The 789-nt window shown below is 63.9% G+C and carries 2 protein-coding genes; one reads left to right on the top strand and one right to left on the bottom strand.

Annotated features, from left to right (window positions below; translation table 11 throughout):
- The coding region (locus XH79_RS03770; RefSeq protein WP_271580741.1) for a recombinase family protein at positions 1–624 on the bottom strand (624 nt) is incomplete at its 3' end.
- On the opposite strand from XH79_RS03770, the gene XH79_RS03765 reads away from it, so the two are divergent.
- Positions 523–789: hypothetical protein (locus XH79_RS03765; protein WP_271580742.1), on the top strand; the 267-nt coding region annotated here is incomplete at its 3' end. The genes XH79_RS03770 and XH79_RS03765 overlap by 102 nt on opposite strands.

Genomic DNA, 789 nt, shown 5'->3' with positions numbered 1-789 from the left:
TGCGTCAGTCTGCGCGGCGCGCGCCTCGAGCTCGCGCTGAACCTCCAAAGTGACCGCCAGGCTCATCGGTGTCATCAGCTCGATCATCAGGGCGGCGATCGCGGCATCGACGAGCTTCCCGGGAACCGTTTGGCATGTCCATCCCGCGCGCCGCACCGCATTAGCTTGACAGACATAGGTCGGCACTATGCGGCTGTGCTCTTGGCTGTAGCGCACACCCATGCGTTCGCCACAGAGGCCACAGACCACGCGACCTTGCAGCAACGCCGGTCCTTCGCGTGCCGGCCCCGACCGCCGTTCGCCGCCGAAGGCGCGGGCATTGTCGGCGAGCCGCCGCTGATTAGCTTCGAACCGTTCCCAGTCGATGTAGCCTTGGTACATGCCCGGCATGACGAACTGCCAGTCCGCCTTAGCAACCCTGATGACACTGCTGCCGCCGTCGGGTCTGTACCGTGTGCGCGTGCGACCATAGACGAAGGCGCCGGCGTAGCGTGGATTGTGGAGCACCTGCAGGATCCGTGCATGATTCGGCGGCGCCCACAGGAGGTCTCCCTTGTTTGGACCTGCGCGCAATCGACGTGGGAACAACAGACCCTGCTCTCGGAAGAAGCGGACGGTCTGCACGGCACTTTCGATCCGCTCAAAGGTGTCGAACACGAGACGGATGGCATTCTGCACTTGGGCGTCAGGATCGAGGCCGAGGGTCCGATCATTCCGGTAAACCAAGCCGACTGGAGGGCACATCTCGAGCTCGCCACGTCGCGCCTTGTTGAGTTGGCCACCGCGCAT

Origin of the sequence: Bradyrhizobium sp. CCBAU 45389, from assembly GCF_028128625.1 — a bacterium.
In the GTDB taxonomy this organism is placed as follows: Bacteria; Pseudomonadota; Alphaproteobacteria; order Rhizobiales; family Xanthobacteraceae; genus Bradyrhizobium; species Bradyrhizobium liaoningense_B.
The sequence above is the reverse complement of the archived record's forward strand: the minus strand, read 5'-3'. Positions and strand labels throughout refer to the sequence as shown.